Origin of the sequence: Blautia fusiformis, assembly GCF_020686995.1 — a bacterium.
GTDB classification, from domain to species: Bacteria; Bacillota; Clostridia; order Lachnospirales; family Lachnospiraceae; genus Blautia_A; species Blautia_A fusiformis.
The window spans coordinates 130,663-149,234 of sequence record NZ_JAJEPT010000008.1 but is presented as its reverse complement, the minus strand read 5'-3'; the positions used below and the strand labels follow the sequence as shown (position 1 = coordinate 149,234).

Sequence of the window (18,572 nt, the reverse complement as noted above, 5' to 3'; positions counted from 1 at the left end):
TAGCCAAGTCCGGAAGGGATAAACGCTGAAGGCATCTAAGCGTGAAGCCCCCCTCAAGATGAGATATCCCATTCTTAGTGAAGTAAACCCCCTTGAAGACGACGAGGTAGATAGGGCAGAGGTGGAAGTGTGGTAACACATGGAGCTGACTGTTACTAATCGGGTGAGGGCTTGACCAAGAAACGCAGGTTAAGAATTGATTCAAGAGTTTGATTAACGATCAACAAGCATGTATGTAGTTTTTAAGGTACAAACCTTAATTAAATATTTAAGTAATCCTCCTTAGCTCAGTCGGTAGAGCATGCGGCTGTTAACCGCAGTGTCGTTGGTTCGAGTCCAACAGGGGGAGTTTTTTTGTTTCCTGTAAATGTAAAGTTTATGGGATTTTTTTATGCTTGATCTGTGACAGGATAAGGATGTAAAAACGTGCAGATATAAATATAAATAAGATATATTTATATCTGCACGTTTATTTTTGTAACTACAAATAGAAATATTGACTGTTAGAGATAATCAATAAATTTATAAAGCTATGACAGAGAAATTCTGGCTTATCGAATGAAATTAGTCATGATCTTCTGCTCTGTCTCCGGAGCGTCGATACCGGCCTTTTTACCGGCTTCAATACATTTTAACAGCCATGCCATGTTATTGCCTAACGTACGCATGATCTGGAGGCCTTCAGCGTCTTTTCTGACGTCATCCGGGGTATTGCCGTGAACCATTGTCCAGTAGTTTCCGGACACGACAGGCATCTGATGATAGGTAAAGTATTTGATCAGAACATCCAGAGTAGCAGTAGTACCGGCACGTCTTGCGGAAGCAACAGCTGCGGCAGGCTTGTGGATCATATCCTTTCCGGCCTTGGAAGCGAATTTATCCATGAATTCGATGATCTGTCCGGAAGGAGAAGCCCAGTAAACCGGAGAACCAACAATAAGGGCGTCAGCCTCTTTCATAATGGCAGCTGCGTCAGCAACGTTTTCCTGAGAAGGATCCCCGGCCTGGAAGATTTCTGCCTCCACACCGTTCTTCTTTAAGGTTTCTGCGATCTCTGTAAGAGCTGTATAAGTGCAGCCTTCTTTGCGAGGACTGCCGTTGAGTAATAAAACTTTCATTATTGTCATCCTTTCATATGATTTTTTAAGTCATCATACTTTCAATTATATACAGAGAAAAAATAATGTCAATGTTTGAAAAAAACAGAAAAAATTTTCCCGGGTAGGGTTTGAGAAAGGAAATACAAACCCTTGGAAAGCCCATTTTATAAGGCTTTTCGGCCTGTTTTCCGGCTTTGTAAAAAAAATTGAAATTTTTCAAAAAAAAGCTTGCAATTATAAAAAAGGTATGGTATTATTTAACTCGTCGCTGAGGGAAATACAAAACAGCGAAACATAAAAAAGAAATATGGCTCCATGGTCAAGCGGTTAAGACACCGCCCTTTCACGGCGGTAACAGGGGTTCAAATCCCCTTGGAGTCACTTAAAACTAAACTGGATATTCATTGACTCGATTCAACATTTGGTGTTTAATACGCCGATGTGGCTCAATTGGCAGAGCAGCTGATTTGTAATCAGCAGGTTATCGGTTCGAGTCCGATCATCGGCTTTTTGGACCTTTAGCTCAGTTGGTTAGAGCAACCGGCTCATAACCGGTCGGTCCTGGGTTCGAGTCCCCGAAGGTCCATTTTAAAAGTTTTATATTTTGTATGGCCCAGTGGCTCAGTTGGTTAGAGCGCCGCCCTGTCACGGCGGAGGTCGAGAGTTCGAGTCTCTTCTGGGTCGTTCATATTTGGGGTCTTAGCTCAGCTGGGAGAGCATCTGCCTTACAAGCAGAGGGTCATAGGTTCGAGCCCTATAGGCCCCATTTTTGAACAAATTAATTGAATATGCGGGTATGGTGGAATAGGCAGACACAAGAGACTTAAAATCTCTCGGGGGCAACTCCGTGCCGGTTCAAGTCCGGCTACCCGCAGTATCAGTAAGATTCCTTTTTAGGGATCTTTTTTTGTATCATAAAATTTATTGATGAAAACGGGAAAATATTCCTAGCTTATTGGTAGGGATATTGACAAGGCTATTTTCCCATGATAGAATCCTGACAGTTGTAAAACAAATCGGACAGATATAAAAAATATATCCGTTGTCAGTATAAATATACATGGAAAGAATATAAGGAGAGGTCAGAAAATGCTGAATCAGTTTTCAAGAACAGAATTATTAATCGGAAAAGAAGGAATGGAAAAGCTGAAAAATTCCAGAGTCGCAGTATTTGGAATTGGCGGTGTTGGCGGATATACGGTGGAAGCACTGGTCAGAAGTGGCGTAGGTACCCTGGATCTCATTGATGATGATAAAGTATGCCTCACCAATATCAATCGCCAGATTTACGCAACAAGAAAGACCGTAGGGAAATATAAAGTTGACGTGGCCAGAGAACGTATTCTTGAAATTAATCCGGATGCAGTTGTAAATATCCACAAAACATTTTATGTGCCGGAGACAGCAGATTCCTTTGATTTTTCCCAGTATGATTATGTAGTCGATGCGATCGACACTGTAACCGGAAAGCTGATGCTCGTAGAGCAGGCAAAGGCTTCAGGAACACCGATCATCAGCTCTATGGGGGCCGGAAATAAGATGGATCCAACAGGTTTTATAGTGACAGATATTTATAAAACGTCCGTCTGTCCCCTTGCAAAGGTCATGCGCCGTGAACTGAAAAAAAGAGGAATCAAAAAACTGAAGGTGGTTTACTCACAGGAGAAGCCAATGACTCCAATTGATGATATGGCGATCAGCTGCAAGTCTCATTGCATCTGTCCTCCGGGAACAGAAAAAAAATGTACTCAGAGACGTCAGGTACCGGGAAGTAATGCCTTCGTGCCTTCCGTAGTGGGACTGATCATTGCCGGTGAGGTTGTAAAGGATCTTATTAAATAAAAATTGGATTATTCTGTGTTACTGAGAACGGAATGAACAATAACCATTCTGTAAGAACAGATATTGCATGTATACTTATATTGTGCAATATCTGTTTTTTTGTGATAAAATATTTTTTACAGATAGTTTTGTAAATAAAAGAGAAGGACAGATAAAGTATGGGGATCGTTGAAAAATTTATAAAAGAAGGACAGCTGACAAAGGAAGAATATCCGGAACTTCTGCACTTATACCAGGATCCGGATACGGTTCGTCTGCTTCGGGAAGAGGCTGTCCGTATACAGAAAAAATATTTTGGAAATAAAATATATACAAGAGGTCTGATAGAATTTACCAATTACTGCAGAAATGACTGCTATTACTGCGGGATCCGCCGTTCTAACAGGAATGCCAGCCGTTACCGCCTTACGAAGGAAGAAATCCTGCAGTGCTGCGAGAATGGCTATGAGCTGGGATTTCGGACATTTGTGCTCCAGGGAGGGGAAGACCCATGGTTTAATGATGACCGGATGGTTGACATCATCCGGTCCATCAAACAGGGATATCCGGACTGTGCGATTACGCTGTCCATTGGGGAGAAATCAAAAGAAAGCTATCAGAGATTTAAAGATGCTGGAGCAGACCGCTATTTACTCCGTCATGAGACGGCCAGTGAGGAACATTATCGTTATCTTCATCCGGAGAGTTTAAGTCTTGCAAACCGTAAACAGTGTCTTTATACCCTGAAGGAACTGGGATATCAGATAGGTGCCGGATTTATGGTAGGTGCGCCGGGACAGACGCTGGAGTATCTGGCGGAAGACCTTGTTTTTCTTAAAGACCTGAATCCGCATATGGTGGGGATCGGACCATTTGTCCCGCACCATGATACGAAATTTGCAGAGGAACCGGCAGGAAGTGTGGATCTGACACTGTTTCTGCTGTCTGTCATCCGGATCCTGCTTCCGCAGGTACTTCTTCCGGCAACCACAGCACTGGGGACCCTGGACCCCAGAGGCAGGGAAAAGGGTTTTCAGGCGGGTGCAAATGTAGTAATGCCCAATCTTTCTCCGGTGAAGAACCGTAAACAGTATGAGCTTTATGATAACAAGATCTGTACAGGCGAGGAAGCAGCAGAGTGCAGAGGGTGCCTTACCAGACGTGTGGAGTCTGTAGGCTATGAAATCGTTACAGACCGTGGAGATTCCCCGATGACAGATTGACACGGGGTACAAAATACTTTCTTTTTTCAGCGATTTAAGGTAAAATATCAGTAAGATCAGATTGCTAAAAAATTAACAGCTGGTCAGAAATAAGCGGAATTTTCCTGCAAAGCGGAATGCAGGAAAAATGATGGAGTGCGTAAAATATGGAAAAATCAGAAAATGCTGTGCGGAGCAGACTTCTGGAAGCGGGGAAGGAAGAATTCAGAGACAGGGGATTTCTGAAGGCTTCTCTTCGTGCGATCTGCAAAAAAGCAGATGTGACTACGGGAGCGCTATATTTCTTTTTTGAAAGTAAAGCAGCTCTTTTTGAAGAAATCGTGGAAGAGACGGTAGAGGATCTGAAGCGGATCATGGGAGACTTTACGGATCAGGAAAAACAACTGCATCCGGAAGAATATGACAGGATACTTATGGAATTTATCTGGGAAAACAGGGACATCGCAAAAATCCTCATAGAAGGAGCTGAAGGTACCAGATATGAGAATTTCCGTGAGGATGCCTGCACGAAAATGGAGCAGATCCTTAATGAACGTTTTCAAAAGGAATGTGGACAAGAAGTTGATCACGAGCTGGTACATATCCTGGTACAGATGAAATTTCAGGGATATTGTGAACTGCTCCAGGGAAACTGTGCCAGGGAAAAACTCCTGGAAATTTCCAGAATTCTGCAGATATGTTCCAGCCAGTGCCTTCTGGCAATTGAGGCAGAACTAAACAGAAAGCAGTAAAAACCATTGCTCATTCTCCTAAAGTATGTTATGATTAACTTGGTTAGTTTTAACAAACCGAGGGAGGTGTAAATAACGTGAGATCAAATGAATCATCTGAAGATTATTTGGAAACGATCCTGATCCTTGGAAACAGGAGCTCTCTTGTAAGAGCTGTGGATATCGCGGCAGAGATGGGCTTTAAGAAACCGAGTGTCAGTGTTGCCATGAAGAATCTTCGCCAGAAAAATCTCATCACAGTAGCCGACAACGGAGATATCCGTCTGACAGAGGACGGACATAAGATTGCCGATAAGGTATATGAACGTCATCAGCTGATCTCTTCCTGGCTGATGATACTGGGAGTCCAGGAAAAAACAGCGATTCATGATGCCTGCAGGATCGAGCACATAATCAGTGAGGAGAGCTTTCAGGCATTGAAAAAGGCAGTTTATGAGCTGAGGGAGCAGCAGGCTGTGCTCCATGGAGAAACCGCGGATCAGGTTTGATCCCTGCAGCAGAAGCTATCAGGAATTGACAACTGAAAAAATAAGAATATAATGGAAATCCAGGTTATGAAATGGAGGATACCAAAAGATGAAATTACTTTTTATACGACATGGAGACCCGGATTACACAATAGATTCCCTGACCGAAAAGGGCTGGAAGGAAGCGGAATTTCTTTCTGAAAAGATCGCAGCTCTTGATGTCAGGGATTTTTATGTTTCTCCGCTTGGAAGAGCAAAGGATACCGCATCCTGCACACTGAAGAAAAACGGAAGAACAGCTACAGAATGCAAGTGGCTGAGAGAATTCGACGTAAAGATCAGAAGACCAGATCTTCATGGGGAAAAGATCATTCCCTGGGACTGGCTTCCCCAGGACTGGACGAAGATCGAAAATTTCTACAGCTTTGACCGCTGGTGGGATAATGACATCCTGCGAGAGGGAAAAATGAAAGAAGAGTATGACTGGGTCACACAGAATTTTGATAAAGTTCTGGCAGAGCATGGCTATGTGCGGGAAGGACATTATTACAGAGCAGAAAAAGCCAATGAAGATACGCTTGTGTTTTTCTGCCATTTCGGTGTAAGCTGTGTACTCATCAGCTATCTTCTCAGTATCTCTCCGCTGGTGATGCTGCAGAATTTCTGTGCGGCGCCGTCATCGGTGAGCACTATTGTTACAGAGGAGAGGCGAAAAGGGATCGCGTCCTTCCGTATGAGCTCTTTTGGAGACATTTCTCATTTGTATGCGCATCAGGAGCCTCCGGCTTTTGCTGCCAGATTCTGTGAGACATATGATAACAAAGAGCAGAGACACGACTAAAAAGTGAAAGAAACGGCTGTAATATTTCGGGTTTTTCCGGAAGACCATGGTAAATAATGATCAGCAGGATTATTTTGGAAAATGATTAGACTTCGTTAATAAATTTTATAAATTTATTAGAAATTGTACAAATTTCTCTCACATTTATCCTGTATGATATAAACATCTTAAGAGAACAGAAGCTCTTAAGAAAAACTCTTTCCTTTCCCTAAAATATGTATGAAGATAAACCACCGTTCCATTGGCAAGACAGAGCCGACAGGACGGTGGTTTTGCATTGCAGAAAAAAACTGCCGAATGACAGAGGAGATAAAGATTTCAAATGTTTATCGGCAGCATTTTTTGGTTGTCTGAGATTTATTAGATATACAGCTTCAGGCACAGCTACGGCCTGCGATAGCGGTTAAAGCAGGAATATATTTCCTGGATCCTGGGCATGGCATAACCGCATGGAATATAAGAGCCTTCCGAGAAGAAGGACAATCCCTGCCTTTTCAGCTGAGTATCCAGATAAGTGATGATCTCCGGCAGAGTACGTTTTCCGTCAATGAGATGTTCGCAGGCATATTTCAGAAGCAACGCCAGGGATGCAGTTTGCTCGGAGTCGATCAGCTGCTCCACATAGCGGAGATCCACTTCGGTTTTTCCAAGAGAAAAGCCATCTTTGCCGTGAACCTTGGTTTTCAGTTTTTCCGGCTGTCCGGGACGGCTGTGGCGGGATGGAGCCACTTTGGCCCTGGTCATGATGCGATGGCTTTCCGGAAGGCGGAATGTAGGAGCCTCAATGTCTGAGAGAGGATATTCCTGACAGAGCTTTTTGGTGACTGCTGTGATGTCCACCGGATGATAATTATCCATCTGGATCACAGTATCCGCAATATGGAAAAAAGCTCCGGAGCTTCCGGCAACCAGGATAGTGGAGATCCCTGCCTTTTCATAGAGATCCCGCGCACGTTCCAGAAATGGAGTGATGGGCTCCTTTTCCCGGCAGATCACCCGCTGCATGAAGGAATCACGGACCATAAAGTTGGTGGCAGAGGTATCCTCGTCAAGGAGAAAGACTTTACTTCCTGCCTCCATACTTTCCACGATACCGGCAGCCTGTGAAGTGCTGCCGCTGGCATCCTCTGTAGAAAAGCAGAGGGTGTCTTTTTTATTTGGAAGATCGTTGATAAAAAGAGAAATGTCCACATCTTTGATAAAACGGCCGTCCTCAGAGCGAAGCTTCTGTGCAGAAGGATCGGTAATGACATACTCCCGGCCATCGCCGGAAATGTGATCGTAAATTCCCAGCTCCAGTGCGTTAAGTAAGGTGGATTTGCCATGGTAGCCGCCACCTACGATCAAGGTGATGCCGCAGGGAATGCCCATGCCTGTGATGGTTCCTCTGTGGGGCAGATCCATGGAAACCCTCAGGCTTTCCGGAGAAATAAAAGGAACAGAATTTTTCATCGGGCGTGAAGAGATGCCGCTTTCCCTGGGGAGGATAGCGCCGTCACTGACAAAGGCAGCCAGAGAACGTTTTTTCAGCTCCTGACGGATAAATGCCTGATCTTCGGCAAGGCAGATGGCTTTTCTCAGCGCTTCCGGGTCAAGATTCCGGTAAAAAAATGCCTTGTGAATACAGACCGGAAGAAAATCGAAGAGGATTTTTTCCAGTTCGGGAGAGTTGATGGTTCTGCCATTGGCCGGGAAACCGATGAAAAAACGGGCAGTGATGCCTTTTTCCGTTATTTCACAGGCGGTACGTGCAAGAACCTCCTGACCACAGTGGCTTACTGAGATCAGGCCGCTTTTTCCGGAGCCTTTTGCACGGAAGGTATAACGGTTTACCTGCTGTTCAAACTGGCGGTTCAGAAAGTCTCCCAGTGTGATGCGGGTCAGGGAATCCTTATAATATTCTGCAGGAAATCCGGTGTCGCGGTGGGAGAGCTTTACACTGATGTGAGAGGGAGAGGCAAAAGGATCCCCCTGTACGTGGTCAATGGACAAAATATAACGGTCAAACTGGTATGCACCCCGCAGAGACTTGTATGCAGGATAGCTTTTGCGGTTGATGCTGTGAAGAAGCTCTTTTAACTGAGCAGATGATTGCATGTTGTTTCCTCCTTTGCCCTGTGGGAGCATACAGGTAAAGTCTACGGTGAAACAGAAAGCTTTCCGTGTGTAAGATACCTGAAAATTTTGGATACAGGGCCAATTCTTAAGAACTACTATAACGAATCATAAAGATTTTGTAAAGAATGGGAATTGCGGTGGAAATTCGTAAATGTTTGACCTATAATAGTAGACAGATTGCAGATAATATGATGAGAAACGGCAGCTGCCGGAAGCTATAAAGAAAGGTGGACCACTAAAATGGAAAGAAGAAATGCGTGGCTTTCTTATAAGGAAGCAGAAGAAACAGAAATGGAGAAGCTTGCGAAGGCTTACAGAGAATTTTTGGATAAAGGAAAAACGGAACGTGAATGTGTTGCAGAAATCGTAAAGGAAGCAGAGGCTGCCGGATATGAATCTCTTGAGTCGAAGCTTGAAAAAGGCGAGAAGATCAAGGCCGGTGACAAGGTTTATGCAGTAGGGATGAAGAAGATCGTTGCCCTGTTTCATGTAGGAACCGAAGAGCTTTCCGGAGGGATGAGTATTCTCTGTGCACATATCGACTCTCCGCGACTGGATGTTAAGCAGAATCCTCTGTACGAGGATACGGACCTGGCTTATCTGGATACCCATTATTATGGTGGCGTAAAAAAATACCAGTGGGTGACACTGCCTCTTGCTATGCATGGCGTTGTTGCAAAGAAGGACGGAAGCATTGTGGAGATCAGCATTGGTGAGGATGCGGAGGATCCGGTACTTTACATCACAGATCTTCTGGTCCATCTTTCCGGAAAACAGCTCCAGAAAAAGGCAGCAGAGGTTATTGAGGGTGAGATGCTGGATATCCTGATCGGAAGCAGACCTCTTGCAGAGCTTCCGGATGATTCAAAAAAGGATGCGGTAAAACAGAATGTGCTGAAGATTTTAAATGAGAAATATGGTATTGAGGAAGAGGACTTTCTTTCTGCAGAGCTGGAGATCGTTCCGGCAGGAAAGGCAAGAGACTGTGGACTTGACCGCAGCATGATCGCAGCATATGGACAGGATGACCGTGTATGCGCTTACACATCCCTTGCGGCAATGCTGGAGATGGAGGAGACACCGAAGCGTACCGGCTGTTGTCTCCTTGTAGATAAGGAAGAGATCGGAAGCGTTGGTGCCACAGGCATGCAGTCCAGATTTTTTGAGAACAGCGTGGCAGAGCTTCTGGACGGAATGGGCTGCTATTCCGAGCTTGCATTAAGAAGAGCTCTCCGTAATTCCAGTATGCTTTCTTCTGATGTAAGTGCCGGTTATGATCCGGCCTATGGTGAGGCTTTTGAGAAAAAGAATGCAGCATATCTTGGACGCGGTATTGTTCTTAACAAGTTCACCGGGGCAAGAGGAAAATCCGGTTCCAACGATGCCAATGCAGAGTACGTTGCAAGAGTTCGCAGGATTTTTGATGATCACAATGTTGCTTTCCAGACAGCAGAGCTTGGAAAGGTTGATTTTGGTGGAGGCGGAACCATCGCTTATATTGCGGCACTTTACGGAATGGAGGTTATTGACAGTGGCGTGGCAGTGCTGAGTATGCATGCTCCGTGGGAGGTTACCAGCAAGGCAGATGTATATGAGGCATACAAGGCATATAAGGCATTTTTACTTGATGCATAAACGGATGTATAAATGTGCGTCAGTTTTGAAGACATTTAGGTGATCATTTCGTTACAGATTAATGAGCGGGGATTTCCCGGAAATGACAGAGCAGTCTGCCTGCTGCTGTTTTGGCTTGGAGCGTTCCGACGAGAAACAGCAGTATCCCCTGCAGACTTCGCTCTGTATTTTTAACCTGATCAGGGAAGCTCTCTGCTTCAATGACGAAAAGCAATAAGCAGAGGAGAGGCTTGCCTGGGACTGATTTACTTTACAAGGAGTAATTTTATTATGGAAGATGCATTGGTACGGGTAGTAGATCTGTGCAAGGTTTACAATCCCGGAGAAAATGAGGTGCGGGCGCTGGATCATGTGGACCTGGAGATCCATAAGGGTGAATTTGTGGCTATTATCGGACAGTCCGGTTCCGGAAAATCCACCTTTATGAACATGCTGGGCTGTCTGGATGTCCCCACCTCCGGGAAATATTATCTGAATGGAACAGATGTATCCACAATGAAGGATAATGATCTCTCGGTGGTACGAAATAAGGAGATTGGTTTTATCTTTCAGGGCTTTAATCTGATCGCAAATCTTACGGCGCTGGAAAACGTGGAGCTTCCTCTGATCTATCGTGGGATCGACCGGAAAACAAGAAGAAAGCTTGCTGTGGAATCTCTTAAAAAAGTCGGACTTGAGAAACGTATGGATCATAAGCCAAACGAAATGTCAGGGGGACAACAGCAGCGTGTGGCTATTGCCAGAGCTATCGCAGCCAGGCCGCCGGTGATCCTGGCAGATGAACCAACGGGAAACCTGGACTCTGCATCCAGCAGGGAAATTATGGAGATCCTGAAGGGAATGCACAGATCGGGAGAAACCTTGATCCTGATCACCCATGATAATGGGATCGCGGCTCAGGCCAGACGTGTAGTCCGGATCATGGATGGAAAAATTGAATCAGATACGATCAATGAGGAATTTGTCGAGGAGGCTTAAGAATGAAAAAAGGAAAAAAGATTGTGATCGGTGTGGCAGCAGTGGCTGTTGTGGCAGGCGGTATTTATGCGGCATCAGGTGCAGGCCGCGGGGGATCACAGATTCCGCAGGTTGCTGTTACCAAAGCGGAGACAGGAGATGTGGAGGAGATCGTAGATGCAACCGGAACCGTTGTCAGTGATGAGCAGAAGACCTTTTATTCTCCTGTGAACGCACAGATCAAAAGCGTATCCTTTGCAGAAGGCGATACGGTTTCAAAGGGAACGAAGCTGATAGAGTTTGAAGTGAAGGATCTGGAGAGGGATAATCAGAAAGCAGAGCTGAATGTACAGTCCGGACAGTATGATTACAAAAATTCCATCAATAAATCTAATGAGGCCCAGCAGAAGCAGAACAGCGCAAAAGCAAAGGTTTCCAGTCTGGAACAGCAGGTAAGGGAGCAGCAGAATTATCTGGCTTCCCTGAGATCACAGCTGGCGTCTGTACAGGCTCAGGCTGCGGCAGATGCGCAGGCCCAGGCAAAGGCAGAGGCCCAGGCAAAGGCAGAGGCCCAGGCTGCCAGGGATGCAGAGACTCAGAGAGCGTATTCAGAAGCGCTGACTACATATCAGAATGAGACACTTCCGCAGTACCAGAAGGAGTTGGGACAGCTGAATTCCGATTATGTAACGGCACAGAATGCTTATAATCAGGCAGATACCAGGTATCAGATGGCTTTTGCACAGTGGCAGGCAGAGCAGAGCGATGAGAATGCCCAGGCGCTGGATGAAGCGGAAGCAGCAAGAAGTCAGGCAGAGATCACCTGCCAGGAAGCAAAGGAAGCTTATGAGGATAAGAAGGCCAGCCAGCCCAAAATGCCGGAGTATTCTGATTACAGCAGTAGTGCGGCCGGTGATTTTGTTACCGATGGAGCTTCAGAGGAAACACCGGGGCTGACGGATCAGGCATCTGCGGATGCTTCTTCTGCAGGAAGTACAGTGGATACTTCTGCCATTGAGAATGCGATCGAACAGGCAACCTCTGATCTGGCGGATCTGCAGTCGGATCTTGCTTCCAAGAAATCCATTGCAGAGGCGGATTCTGCCAGCCTTACAGAAGAAGAGAAAGAAAAAATGCGTGTCAGCAACAATCTTACTGAGCTGGATGCAAAATCTGCGAAAGAGCTGGTAGAAGAAGGAAAGAAAGGCATTTCGGCGGATTTTAACGGCGTCATTTCCAAATCAGCAGTCCAGCAGGGCGCAGCGGCAACACAGGGAATGGAGCTTTTTACCCTGCAGAATACAGATAAGGTCAGCGTTGATATCAATGTGTCCAAGTATGACTACGATAAGGTAAAGGAAGGCCAGAATGCGGACATTACCATCGGCGACAGGAAATATACCGGCAAGGTGACAAAGATCAGTCACATTGCCACAACCAACGAAAAGGGTTCCACACTGATCCCTGCCACAGTGAGCATCGACAAGCCGGACAAGGATATTTTTCTGGGAGTAGATGCGAAGGTAAAGATCTATGCAGAAAAGGCAGAGGATGTGGTAACGCTTCCGGCAGGCGTGGTAAATATCGGCAAGGATGGTTCCTTCTGTTATGTGCTGAAGGATGGTGTGATCACAAAACAGGATGTCACTACAGGAATCAGTTCGGAGGATTCTGTTGAGATCACAGATGGAATTAAAGCCGGAGATGAGGTCATCGAGGATCTGGGTTCCCTGGAAGAGGGAATGAAAGCAGAGGCAGCGTCTGCAGACAGTGACAGTGCAGCAGAGACAGGGGAGACTGCCGATGAGTAATATTTATGAATATATCAAAATGGCGATCCATAATATCATGGCCAATAAGGGAAGATCCTTTCTCACCATGTTAGGGATCATCATCGGTATCGCATCTGTGATCGCCATTGTGTCCATCGGTGAGGGTACGAAGAATCAGATGAACAGTGAGATCAATGATATCGGTGGCGGCCAGATCGCTGTTTACTGCAGTGATGATGCCACGACAGACCAGGTCTGGATCGAGCCGGGGGATATTGATGCAGTCCGGGAGCTGGAGGGTGTGGAAGGTGTTAATGTTTCGGATTCCTATACAGGCGAGACCGTAACCGGAAAGGGTGATTTTAATCTTACAGTGACCGGGGAGGCCCAGGATGCCAAGCTGGTGGACAATGCTTCTGTGAAGTACGGAAGCTATTTCGGGCAGAAGGAGGTCGAAGAGGGAAAAAACGTCTGCGTGATCTCCGATGCCGATGCGAAAAGGCTTTTCGGAACAGATGATGTAGTGGGAATGACATTGGACATCACCTGCTATGATCTGACCAAGACATTCCGCATCTGCGGAGTCACCACACAGAAGGAAAACGGAACCTTTGTCAGCTATACTTACGATGGAATGCCGGTGACCATAAATGTGCCTTATACGGCCATGGATGACTTTACCGGAAGCAGCGGAGAATTTTATCAGATCATAGTTCAGGCGGATAAGAGTCTGGATTCCCAGGCGATCGCGGACAAGATCATAAATCTTCTTGAGAGACGTCACCAGTGTGCCGGAGATGAATATTTCCAGGTACAGAGTTTCCAGGATGTCATGAAATCCATGAACCAGATGCTTGGCATGGTGACTGCGTTTATCTCTTTTGTTGCGGGAATTTCGCTTCTGGTAGGTGGTATCGGTGTCATGAACATTATGCTGGTGTCCGTCACAGAGCGTACCAGGGAGATCGGTATCCGGAAATCCCTTGGAGCAAAAACCTCGTCCATTATGTTACAGTTCCTTGCGGAGGCGGCGATCCTGACGATCATAGGTGGGCTGATCGGTATTGTTCTGGGGATTGCAGGCGGCTATGTGATCTGTGCGGTGATCAGCAGCAGTATGGGAATGACGATCGCACCTGGGATCAGTGCAGGAACTATCCTGGCGGCTACGCTGTTCTCCTGTGCGGTAGGTGTGTTCTTCGGAATCTATCCGGCGAGAAAGGCAGCGAAACTGAGTCCGATTGAGGCGCTTAGACGGAATTAAAAAACTGTTGCTTTTGCATCAAAAATAGCAATAAAAAATATTTTTAAAAAAAATCAAAAAAAGTTTCAAAAAACCCTTGACATTTTATAGGTCTTAGAGTATCATACATATTGTTGCAGCGGTGATACGAAATATCACAAAGGAAAAGCAACTAAGATGTGCGTTTAGCTCAGCTGGATAGAGCGTTTGGCTACGGACCAAAAGGTCGGGGGTTCGAATCCTCTAACGCACGCTAATTTAAGAAGCCGGAAACCTTGAAAAATCAATGGTTTCCGGCTTTTTTTTTCGTTTTCAGGTTTGTGTAAAAACCTGTGACTTATCTATTTCGGGGATGTTTAAGATTAATTTTTACACCTATGATGGTAATTTAGAAAAACAATCCGCAGTATTTGAAATCAATGTATAAATATTTGTAAGCTAAGGGGCTATCTATTTCCCGACAGCCCCATTTTAAAATATATTGCATCCCGTTTTACGGTCGACGAACGGAGTTTTTGCGGAGCTTTTTGGCTTCATAAAGGTCTTTATCAGCGTGTTCGATGATTGTAGGAATATCTGTTTCCGGGCTTGGCTTGAATTCGGTGATTCCAAGAGAAACCTCCACGAGAAATGGTTTGCCGGATTCTGCATTAAAAGCAGCACATGCATCCCGGACTCGTTTGCGGAAAATATCCTGGAAGTTTTTTTCCTGACAGTTAAGGAGGATCAGGAATTCATCACCGCCAGTGCGGGCAACGACGTCCTGGCTGCGGAGACAGCCGTTAAAAATATTAGCGACACTTCGCAGGGCAAAATTGCCTGCCGGATGTCCCCACGTATCATTGATTTCTTTAAGGTGATCCAGATCAGCGCAGATAATATAGGCGCGCTGATGTTCGCTTTTGCTGCAAAAATTCTTGATCTGTTCAGTGAAACCTCTTAAGTTAAGAAGTCCTGTCAGTTCATCATATTTGGAGATTAATCCAAGTTCCCGGTTACGTTCACGGACAAGCTCAAGATCCCTGGACATTTCCTGACGACGGAGAACTTCTACTTTACTGATTTCAAGATAATGAAGAGAAAGGCCAATCTGCAGGCTTATCACATAGAAGAACGGAAATTCTTCCGGTTGGATATCGCATGCAAGAAGACCATACTGCTTTTCTCCGGAGAAGAGCAGAAATACCATAAACTGGTGACGGTCGTTATCTGCCATTAACTGACAGATGCCATTTTCAGCGTTTACAGGCTGGCGGTCATAAAGATGAAAAGCAGCTGTTTCTTCGTCTCGATAATAGGCAGCAAGCCGAAGATTTTGTGGAGATATCCATTCATCATTCTGATGATAGATGACTGGTTCATCCAGAAGAAAGAGGTAAGTACATTTGGTTCGAAGCTCACGCATGTTTTCCATTGCTGACAGAAGAAAAGCATATTCATCATCCATACAGTCATTCAGATTTCTGGCTAAGTAAGGAATAAACCAGGACTTTCTCTGAAAGTTGATCAGTTCAAGTTTCATATTTGTGATTGTGCGATTTAACTTATGAATCTGTTCAGTAAGGTTTACAGGAGTACTGCGGATTTCCGGAATTTTTTCCTGACATCCACAGGATTCTCTGACACATAGAGAAACAGGAACTCTTCGGGACAAAACTTCACTGCCATCCAGTTTGGCTATCAGATCATAGACAGCCATTTTTCCCATCAGGACGCCATCCTGCTGAACGGTTGTAAGAGGAGGCTCCATACCGGAAGCACGCTCGCAGTCATCAAAACCAGTAATGAGGATATCCTTGCCAACTTTAAGACCACGTTGTTCACACACGCGGTATCCGGAAAATGCCATTTCATCATTTGCAAATACGATGGCCTGTGCATCCGGATTATCATCCAGAAGGTGCTGAACCTGGCGGTCAACAAATTCAGAGTAGTCACCCTGTGCGATCATCTGTGGAGTGACCGGCAGATTGTGTGCAGCCATTCTTTCAAGATATGTGTTTTTGCGTTCATTTGCATCAGTATTCTGAGAAGGACCCGCTACAAAAAGAATTTTTCGACAATGATGCTCATTGATCAGATGCTCCATGACCATGTGGATTCCGTTTTTGTTGTCACAGATCAGGGAATGACAGTTTGGAGAATGAACAATCTCTGTAAGAAATACTGTAGGAATCGAATTAAATTTCAATGCAAATCTTTCCGCAGTTTCATTCTTTAATTGAAGCCCAAGAGTTCCGTAGTTGATGAGCAATCCGTCAAGACCACCGATAAGACTGTAATCGTGGATAGTTTTGAATTGATAATCAAAAGAATCTTTGTGAGTTCCACCTAGCAGATCTTCAAAGAAATCTTTGGTCTGTGTTCCGAGAAAAAAACACACATTAACATTTAATTCTCTGGCAGCTTCGGTAATGCCGCGGATATGTTCTTTGGGAAAATAAGTATGCACGCCACCAATAAGAATGCCGATATTGTAGCGATCAGATTTTTTCATTTTTTTTTTAGACCTCCATATGCAAGTGAACAAGTTATTTTTTGTATATTATACCAATAATATATCATTAATACAAAAAAATACATATGAAAAATCCACAAAATAAAGCACAAAAAAAGGAAGAACAGCGTTGAGTTCTTCCTTTTTCGAAACATACCTGATTCTATTAAATTGCGTCCAGTGCCTGAGCGATATCTGCGTCGTGCGCCTGGCGGCGCACGTTTCTTTTATAGGAAAGACAGCCTGCGGCGTTCTCCTAAATAAAAAAATGCCCGCACGGAGGCGGGCACAACGACAAGACGCTTCTTGGATTAGAAGATATAAAAGCCTTCCTCTCCAAAATCGTCATCAAGTTCGTCATCATTTAGACTTATTCATTTTGAAGAACATACGTGAGACGACACTGGTAACAGTGAAAGAGGCAGTCGAGCAGAGTACGGTCTTCAAGAAAAAAGTCACGAAGGTTTTTATCAATAGTAAAAACACAATGGCGGTGCTAGACATTAACAAGTTTAAAAGACATGGAAGTAGTGCGTTCCATGGAATACTTGTTTCCGCAGGTAGGGCAGAAACAGCTTCCCGCAACTGGTTGATGTAGATAACCTGCAGGCGGTACATTTTGGGAACATTGACCAGTGGCTTGAAGAGAGATAAAAGGAAAGTGATTTTGAAAAAGTAAAAGTGATAAAAAAATTCTTCTATTGTTATTGTATGGAAATGAGATTGCAGAGCTTGCTTGAGCGTGGTAAAATATATAATCATATCTGTATTGAATAAAATCTGAAATTGAGTTACTTAAAAAGTGACGTTGATAAAAATCCAAAAGAGAGTAAAGAATGAATGAAATAGGATATCATGGAACCTGTTCAAAACACAAAGACAGTATAGAAAGCAATGGATTTGATCCTGCGAAATGTAACTATCGTGCTGATCATTGGTTGGGACAGGGAGTATATTTTTTTGACGATTATGAGAAAGCATTATGGTGGTCTGCAACAGCTGTTTTACATAATAACGATTTTGGAAGAGTGATTTTTAGGGCGACTATAGAAGCACCGGATGAAGAAGTATTGGATTTGGATGATAATAAACAACTGGATGCATTTTTCGCTGAGATTATCCAATGCATAGATGAAATTAAAAAAAATTGTTCTGGAAATATGCCTGTATTTGATGATAAAAATTTTCGTGCTCTTTTCTTTGATTATTATAAGCAAAAAAAGAATATCGCTGTTATTACCAGAACATTTCAGAAAGATTATGCAGGTTATACAATGCGAAGAAACAAGAAGGATAAAGAATTACAGAAGAAAATAGTGAATATTACAGGCCTTGGATTTAATGAACGTCAAATTTGTGTTTCAAAAAAAGAATGTATTAAATCAACAAAACTAATATATAATGAAGAAGAAGAGGTGATTTAATGTTAGATAAAGAATTGTTCTTTTCATTGTGCGAGAAGTATAATGTTGAATTGAGTAAAACTGCTAAAACTCCTATGATAAGAGATGCAGAGGGAGTGCATGCAATTACAGAGGAAGATGTAAAACAGATTTTGACGCCGCCTCAGAAGTATTTTGATTATTCGAATAACAACATTAATACAAGTAATGTAAAGCCAGAGTTTGATTTTATGGATGATTACGCAACTGCATGCTAGGAGAAAAAATATGGAAGTCAGATCTAAATATGAAAGTGCTCTTATTTTAGACAAAATTGAAATTATAGAAAGTAGCTTTAGAAAAAAAGATGGATCGTTAGATGATCTGGAATTAGGAGTTCAGGTTGATCATAGTCTGAATAAAATCGGTGATGATAAGTTTGAACTTATTCTTACAACTAAAGTTGCAGATCAAGATGAAAAAGTATGTGTTTGGGTAAAAGGAAGAGCAATATTCAATACTCAGCAGGAAAACATGAGTATTCTTGAAAGAAATGCTATTGCTATTCTGTTCCCATATATTAGAAGCTATATTTCTACCATAACAACTCAGCCGGGAATGGCACCTATTTTATTACCGGCAATGAATATTGTTGCGATGCTGAATGATCAAAAGAAAAATTAACATAAATGCTGTTGACATCAGTATATGGATTATAGTACTCTTAAAAAAGAAAGAAACGGGTTTGTTACCGTACGGCTATTGCCTGGGTGGGGTGCTCGTTT

At 43.9% G+C, this 18,572-nt stretch carries 15 protein-coding genes, 8 tRNA genes, 1 rRNA gene and 1 pseudogene; 21 read left to right on the top strand and 4 right to left on the bottom strand.

The genetic code is table 11. From position 1 onward, the window contains the following. Window positions 1-179: ribosomal RNA gene (locus LKD46_RS08905) — 23S ribosomal RNA — on the top strand; the annotation flags it as partial. 97 nt (window positions 180-276) lie between these two features. Then, window positions 277-349 (top strand) — tRNA-Asn (locus LKD46_RS08900). 202 nt (window positions 350-551) lie between these two features. Here LKD46_RS08900 and LKD46_RS08895 read toward each other — a convergent pair. Continuing rightward, a complete protein-coding gene (locus LKD46_RS08895; RefSeq protein WP_022426346.1) occupies window positions 552-1,118 on the bottom strand; it encodes a flavodoxin family protein in 567 nt (188 codons plus the stop codon). Window positions 1,119-1,409: 291 nt separating this feature from the next. Between LKD46_RS08895 and LKD46_RS08890 the strand changes: the two genes are divergently transcribed. From LKD46_RS08890 to LKD46_RS08840, 11 genes are all read left to right on the top strand, one after another. Next, window positions 1,410-1,481: transfer RNA gene (locus tag LKD46_RS08890), tRNA-Glu, on the top strand. Between the two features lie 54 nt (window positions 1,482-1,535). Further along, window positions 1,536-1,608 (top strand) — tRNA-Thr (locus LKD46_RS08885). Between the two features lie 4 nt (window positions 1,609-1,612). After that, window positions 1,613-1,686: transfer RNA gene (locus LKD46_RS08880), tRNA-Ile, on the top strand. A gap of 24 nt (window positions 1,687-1,710) precedes the next feature. After that, window positions 1,711-1,784, top strand: a tRNA-Asp gene (locus tag LKD46_RS08875). Between the two features lie 9 nt (window positions 1,785-1,793). Further along, a tRNA-Val gene (locus LKD46_RS08870) sits at window positions 1,794-1,866 on the top strand. Between the two features lie 24 nt (window positions 1,867-1,890). Continuing rightward, a tRNA-Leu gene (locus tag LKD46_RS08865) sits at window positions 1,891-1,974 on the top strand. Between the two features lie 215 nt (window positions 1,975-2,189). Then, the gene (locus LKD46_RS08860; protein WP_022427056.1) at window positions 2,190-2,942 is read left to right on the top strand and encodes a tRNA threonylcarbamoyladenosine dehydratase; all 753 of its coding nucleotides are present in this window, start codon (window positions 2,190-2,192) and stop codon (window positions 2,940-2,942) included. A 158-nt stretch (window positions 2,943-3,100) separates the two neighbouring features. Continuing rightward, window positions 3,101-4,144, top strand: a complete 1,044-nt coding sequence (gene hydE / locus LKD46_RS08855) for a [FeFe] hydrogenase H-cluster radical SAM maturase HydE (protein ID WP_110102851.1) — start codon at window positions 3,101-3,103, stop codon at window positions 4,142-4,144. Window positions 4,145-4,290: 146 nt separating this feature from the next. After that, window positions 4,291-4,875, top strand: a complete 585-nt coding sequence (locus LKD46_RS08850; protein WP_110102850.1) for a TetR/AcrR family transcriptional regulator — start codon at window positions 4,291-4,293, stop codon at window positions 4,873-4,875. Window positions 4,876-4,952: 77 nt separating this feature from the next. Further along, on the top strand, window positions 4,953-5,363 hold the full coding sequence (locus tag LKD46_RS08845; RefSeq protein WP_021650250.1) for a metal-dependent transcriptional regulator: 411 nt from the start codon (window positions 4,953-4,955) through the stop codon (window positions 5,361-5,363). A gap of 88 nt (window positions 5,364-5,451) precedes the next feature. Next, window positions 5,452-6,183: a histidine phosphatase family protein gene (locus tag LKD46_RS08840; RefSeq protein ID WP_021650251.1), complete on the top strand. Its 732-nt coding sequence runs from the start codon at window positions 5,452-5,454 to the stop codon at window positions 6,181-6,183. Between the two features lie 384 nt (window positions 6,184-6,567). On the opposite strand, the gene LKD46_RS08835 is transcribed toward LKD46_RS08840, so the two are convergent. Next, the gene (locus LKD46_RS08835; protein ID WP_227574032.1) at window positions 6,568-8,280 is read right to left on the bottom strand and encodes an ABC-ATPase domain-containing protein; all 1,713 of its coding nucleotides are present in this window, start codon (window positions 8,278-8,280) and stop codon (window positions 6,568-6,570) included. Window positions 8,281-8,541: 261 nt separating this feature from the next. Here LKD46_RS08835 and LKD46_RS08830 point away from each other — a divergent pair, with 261 nt between their 5' ends. From LKD46_RS08830 to LKD46_RS08810, 5 genes are all read left to right on the top strand, one after another. Then, window positions 8,542-9,936: an aminopeptidase gene (locus LKD46_RS08830; protein ID WP_138276613.1), complete on the top strand. Its 1,395-nt coding sequence runs from the start codon at window positions 8,542-8,544 to the stop codon at window positions 9,934-9,936. 270 nt (window positions 9,937-10,206) lie between these two features. Next, window positions 10,207-10,914, top strand: a complete 708-nt coding sequence (locus LKD46_RS08825; protein ID WP_118608647.1) for an ABC transporter ATP-binding protein — start codon at window positions 10,207-10,209, stop codon at window positions 10,912-10,914. Between the two features lie 2 nt (window positions 10,915-10,916). Beyond that, on the top strand, window positions 10,917-12,704 hold the full coding sequence (locus LKD46_RS08820) for an efflux RND transporter periplasmic adaptor subunit (RefSeq protein ID WP_227574031.1): 1,788 nt from the start codon (window positions 10,917-10,919) through the stop codon (window positions 12,702-12,704). After that, on the top strand, window positions 12,697-13,929 hold the full coding sequence (locus LKD46_RS08815; RefSeq protein WP_227574030.1) for an ABC transporter permease: 1,233 nt from the start codon (window positions 12,697-12,699) through the stop codon (window positions 13,927-13,929). Before LKD46_RS08820 ends, LKD46_RS08815 begins: the two co-directional genes overlap by 8 nt. A gap of 158 nt (window positions 13,930-14,087) precedes the next feature. Further along, a tRNA-Arg gene (locus tag LKD46_RS08810) sits at window positions 14,088-14,161 on the top strand. 240 nt (window positions 14,162-14,401) lie between these two features. Here LKD46_RS08810 and LKD46_RS08805 read toward each other — a convergent pair. Together LKD46_RS08805 and LKD46_RS16905 are read right to left on the bottom strand one after the other, a co-directional pair. After that, window positions 14,402-16,405, bottom strand: coding sequence for a diguanylate cyclase domain-containing protein (locus LKD46_RS08805; RefSeq protein WP_227574029.1), 2,004 nt, complete (start codon window positions 16,403-16,405; stop codon window positions 14,402-14,404). Between the two features lie 363 nt (window positions 16,406-16,768). Beyond that, window positions 16,769-16,982, bottom strand: a pseudogene (locus tag LKD46_RS16905) (transposase zinc-binding domain-containing protein); the annotation flags it as partial. 259 nt (window positions 16,983-17,241) lie between these two features. On the opposite strand from LKD46_RS16905, the gene LKD46_RS08800 reads away from it, so the two are divergent. The 3 genes from LKD46_RS08800 to LKD46_RS08790 are packed head-to-tail and all read left to right on the top strand — an operon-like array spanning window position 17,242 to window position 18,471. Continuing rightward, the gene (locus LKD46_RS08800; RefSeq protein ID WP_138276609.1) at window positions 17,242-17,829 is read left to right on the top strand and encodes a poly(ADP-ribose) polymerase family protein; all 588 of its coding nucleotides are present in this window, start codon (window positions 17,242-17,244) and stop codon (window positions 17,827-17,829) included. Beyond that, complete coding sequence (locus LKD46_RS08795; protein ID WP_005424066.1) at window positions 17,829-18,065, top strand: hypothetical protein; 237 nt, start codon at window positions 17,829-17,831, stop codon at window positions 18,063-18,065. Before LKD46_RS08800 ends, LKD46_RS08795 begins: the two co-directional genes overlap by 1 nt. Before the next feature lie 10 nt (window positions 18,066-18,075). Further along, window positions 18,076-18,471 carry a protein-export chaperone SecB gene (locus LKD46_RS08790; RefSeq protein ID WP_015543171.1) on the top strand — a complete coding sequence of 132 codons (396 nt, stop codon included), beginning with the start codon at window positions 18,076-18,078 and terminating at the stop codon, window positions 18,469-18,471. Window positions 18,472-18,572 lie beyond the last annotated feature (101 nt).